Consider the following 3,958-nt stretch of genomic DNA (forward strand, 5'->3'; position numbering starts at 1 on the left):
GGAATAAAGTGTAAACCAAAAATGGTGTACCTGCTAAAATGACAACCATTATTGGAATAACATTAAAAAGTGACAACCTATTTTGGAACTACACATATTACAGGGATTTTTGACGCCGGGAACGCTATTTATGCAACGTGTATGTACCGCGTATGTAACGCCTTTGTGCCGCCTATGTAACGGGTCTTTAAGAAGGCGGGATATAGCTGTTACTAACCTGGTAGATAACTGAAATATTGACAGCGGGATCATGAAGTTTTAGGGCAGTTCATTCAAAACTTTTTCTATTTATAAATTAAAGTCATTCCCTCCTGGCGAATATTTCATTTGGTTATGTTTAGTAAGTTCCTCCTTATTCTGCTCTTTTAATGAACAGGAATGAACAAATATTTAAAACTTCCTTTATGTAATTTTATTGCCATATTTAGAAGTCTCTATCTCTTTTTTAAGGCTTCACCTTTCCCAATCTCCCCTGGAATTACCAAAACTAAACGAAGCTTTATGACCCCTCAATGGCATGTACTATATACCCGTCACCGCTGGGAAACGAAGGTGGCCGACAGGTTGGCTGATAAAAAACTGGAACATTCCTGCCCGATGAACCGGGTGGAAAAGCAGGGAAGGAAGAAGATGGTATCGGAAGTGCTGTTTCCTTCCTGGGTATTTGTGAAGGCAACTGCCAGTGAGCTAACGGCGCTGCGGCAGGTGAAAGGAGTTGTCAACCTGGTATATTGGCTGGGTAAGCCGGTAGTGGTTCCGGAAAATGAAATAGCAGGTATCAGCCAGTTTGTGAACGACCACACGAATATCAGCCTGGATAGGACTGTTGTGGGATTTGCAAGTGACGCGGCCATGATCCGCACCATCAATTCAGTAGACCAATACGAGTTGGAAACGCTATCGGTTCCTTCGCTCGGTATAGCATTATCTGCATTGGTGAAGTTGCCTCAATTGGAGTTCATACGCAGTGAGCATGAATTCAATAACGGCTTACGTTATGCGATATCCTGAGTTATTTAAGATTTAATATTTAAGATTTAATATTTCGCTTCGCCAGCGAGGTCTCTTTGCATTGATTAGTATTTTATGAAGATAAAGATCATAGCAAAGGACTCGCGGCCATTGAATGGAAAGCAGCGAGTCCATGGTTATGCGTTTATAATTAATGGTAAATCCTTGCATAGTAGAGAGACTCCCTGGCGATGAAAATGGACCATAATTGAAAAGTTCATTGTAATGCTTAACCTTTCTATTCCTCGTTCCTCCTGTGGATTCTGATCTTCTGAACCCTTCTTTTTATTGACTTCGCCAGCGAGTCACTTTGCATTGGTTCGCATTCATCGAAGATAGGATACTAGCAAAGGACTCGCGGCCATTGAATAACCAAAACAGGTAGTTTATGTTACGACACGATGGTACAGCACCAGGTTTAAAGAAAAGCGTATTCACAGTTTTTACCTTATTCCTTCTTATTACTGCTTATGGGCAGGGACAATCAGGAACAAAGGGTAATAAGCCACCCTCGCCCCCGGGTAAGGGCGGGCGTTCTGATAATCATACACCGCACCCTCATGGCATGATCCTGAACGGTGACCGCGTGGCTACCCTGGTGACGCCAACAGGTTGGGGCAGCACCGGCAAGTTTGGCTTTATTACAACCGGCGGCACACCCAACCAGTTGTATGGCAGCAAGCCCGATATGGTTATACGGATCGGCGGGGGCATTGGTGATTACCGCAAGATCGTTTCACTTGGTGGCTATACTGAACATCAATGATGCTTCCAAGCTGAAAAATTATTCCTATAGTTTTATTGCCAGCCGTTCGCTGGGTAAATGGGGCAGCCTGAGTGCAGGGGCGCTGCACCTGTTTCGCGATCGTACCATATCTGACGGCGCTTCCTCCTGGTACCTGGCATGGAGCCGGGACTTCAACAGGTTCGGTTATACATTGGGGGCGGGTACGGGAAATTTTGCTACGCGGTCGCCTTACGATGTAGAGGCGGGTATGGGCCGGCGGGCCACTGCTGTTTTTGGAAGCCTCACGTACAAGCCTGTACGTAACTGGATGGTGGCTGCAGAATGGACGGGGAGCAACCTGGCTGCCACTACATCGTATGTGTTGCCCAAAAAATGGCCGGTGATCTATTTTGGTGTTACCGACCTTACCAGGTATTCTGGTGATAGTCCTACGTTTGTTTTTGGGGTGGGGAAAGTGGTGAAGATGTAGGGAGTTACCAGGTAAGATTTAGGTTTTCTCTTCGTAGCAAAATCCCTATTCAGGAAGTGATGGCAATGTGTAACTGTCTTGTCTCCTCTCTGTCAGCTCTTGTTGGCGTCCCCGCCAACGAGTTTCCTGCTCCCTGGTATATTAATAAGATAGACTTCACTTGTTCCAGGGAATGATGACAAAGTGTAAGTGTGTTGTCCTCATTTCTGCGATCCTCTGCGAAAAGCTTTGTTTTGTCTGCGATACTGTAACGCAAGTAGATGTAAGAGTAGGTTGCCATTATAATGTAGTCGTTTTCTTTGGGTTAACATATGGGATAAGATTTATGTGTTTTTATTTTTTTAGAATAGGTGCCTTTGGCGTGTTTGCTTTGTTCGTTTTTTTTGCTTGCCCAAAAAAAAGAACCAAAAAAAAGGGCAGGCAAACCCCAACGCTCCGCGGGTTTTGCCAGGCCAGCGCACAACAACCATAACTACTGGTTGCAATAATCATTTTATATACAATCATTCTTTCTGAGTACATACTTCACTATGTGTAGTTAAAGACTCAAAGTTCGGGCACGTGCTATGCGAAAAGTCTAAAGGCGCTGAATTGCGGAGGGGTGGCTTCGGCTATTGAGATTTCAGTAATCGAATTTCCGCAATTAGGCGCTGGATCAGGCTTAAGGTTTGAAGAGCTTTTTGGTTTCGTTGAATTTGAAGATTCTTAGTTCATACAGCCTTTACTGTCAGCTCTTGTTGGCGTCCCCGCCAACGAGTTTCATGCACACGGGTAGATTTTTAAGAAAGACTTCATATGCTTTAACCACAGAACCCGCATGCGACGGGTGATCCTACAAAACGGGAAGTGAATAATAGCAGTCTGTTTTATGTACTATGGCTATGAATTCAAAGTAAGGTTTTGCAGTTAGTTTGAGTGCAAAATGTAAACTTGGTTGTTTTGTCATCCCGCCGTAGGCGGGATCTTTGGACCTCACTTTGAGCGGCGCAATTTCTATATAGCGATGGTGAGCATGGATAAATAGGAGCGTGTACATTTTTTTATTTTAGGTCATGCAGATTTCAATTATATAAAGGTCACCTATGTGGCTACCACAGATCCTTCGTTCCTCAGGATGACAAGCTTGTGGGTGAACGATGGCAGTCTATATTATTTTCGACGACAGACAAGAGAGTGATAACAGTTATACTATACAAAGAAACTTTTGAAATTAGGACTGACTGCAAACTGTAAACAATGATTCTTTGTCACCCGCCTTAGGCGGGTCTTTGGACTGCATTAAGGCGACGTATTTGTTCTGTAAGCCTTTTCGAGCAACCATTATTTAATGTCGCTGCGTTTATTTTTTAATAAGGTCAAAGTGATTATAAAATTTCAACGGTCGCTTAGGCTTTCACCACAGATCCTTCGTTCCTCAGGATGACCCGCCATTCGTCGGGACAGGCATGGTCAGATAGTGACTTATTTCAATCATTACTATAATCGACGAGTATATACAACTTTTCAACTTTTCAACCTGTCAACTTTTAAACCTTTCTCTCCGTGCCTCTCCGTGCCGCCCTGTCGCCGTGGTTCCCCTTCTACTCCCGACTCCAGACTCAATTCGCGGCTATTGCCCGCCGTGCCCCTCCCTGTCTCCCTGTATTCTAAGGTTTACAAACTGCCAAAAAAGTTTCTAAGTAGCTCTCAACAAATGGTGTTTGACGTTTAATCACAGCGAACATTCTATA

General features: G+C 44.0%; 4 protein-coding genes. 3 read left to right on the plus strand and 1 reads right to left on the minus strand.

Features of this window, described 5'->3' with window-relative positions; translation table 11 throughout:
- The first annotated feature begins 378 nt into the window (after positions 1 to 378).
- The 3 genes from BUA53_RS20695 (at position 379) to BUA53_RS20705 (ending at position 2,228) form a co-directional block, all read left to right on the plus strand.
- Entirely contained in the window at positions 379 to 1,011 is a 633-nt protein-coding gene (locus tag BUA53_RS20695) for a UpxY family transcription antiterminator (protein WP_084080320.1), read from the plus strand.
- 388 nt (positions 1,012 to 1,399) lie between these two features.
- On the plus strand, positions 1,400 to 1,777 hold the full coding sequence (locus BUA53_RS20700) for a hypothetical protein (protein ID WP_072837300.1): 378 nt from the start codon (positions 1,400 to 1,402) through the stop codon (positions 1,775 to 1,777).
- The gene (locus tag BUA53_RS20705; protein WP_139256544.1) at positions 1,755 to 2,228 is read left to right on the plus strand and encodes a hypothetical protein; all 474 of its coding nucleotides are present in this window, start codon (positions 1,755 to 1,757) and stop codon (positions 2,226 to 2,228) included. The genes BUA53_RS20700 and BUA53_RS20705 overlap by 23 nt, the downstream gene beginning before the upstream one ends.
- 49 nt (positions 2,229 to 2,277) lie before the next feature.
- Here the strand turns inward: BUA53_RS20705 and BUA53_RS21085 are convergent, their stop codons facing one another.
- Positions 2,278 to 2,508, minus strand: a complete 231-nt coding sequence (locus tag BUA53_RS21085) for a hypothetical protein (protein WP_139256545.1) — start codon at positions 2,506 to 2,508, stop codon at positions 2,278 to 2,280.
- Positions 2,509 to 3,958: the final 1,450 nt, after the last annotated feature.

This window comes from Flavisolibacter ginsengisoli DSM 18119, from assembly GCF_900129295.1.
In the GTDB taxonomy this organism is placed as follows: domain Bacteria; phylum Bacteroidota; class Bacteroidia; order Chitinophagales; family Chitinophagaceae; genus Flavisolibacter; species Flavisolibacter ginsengisoli.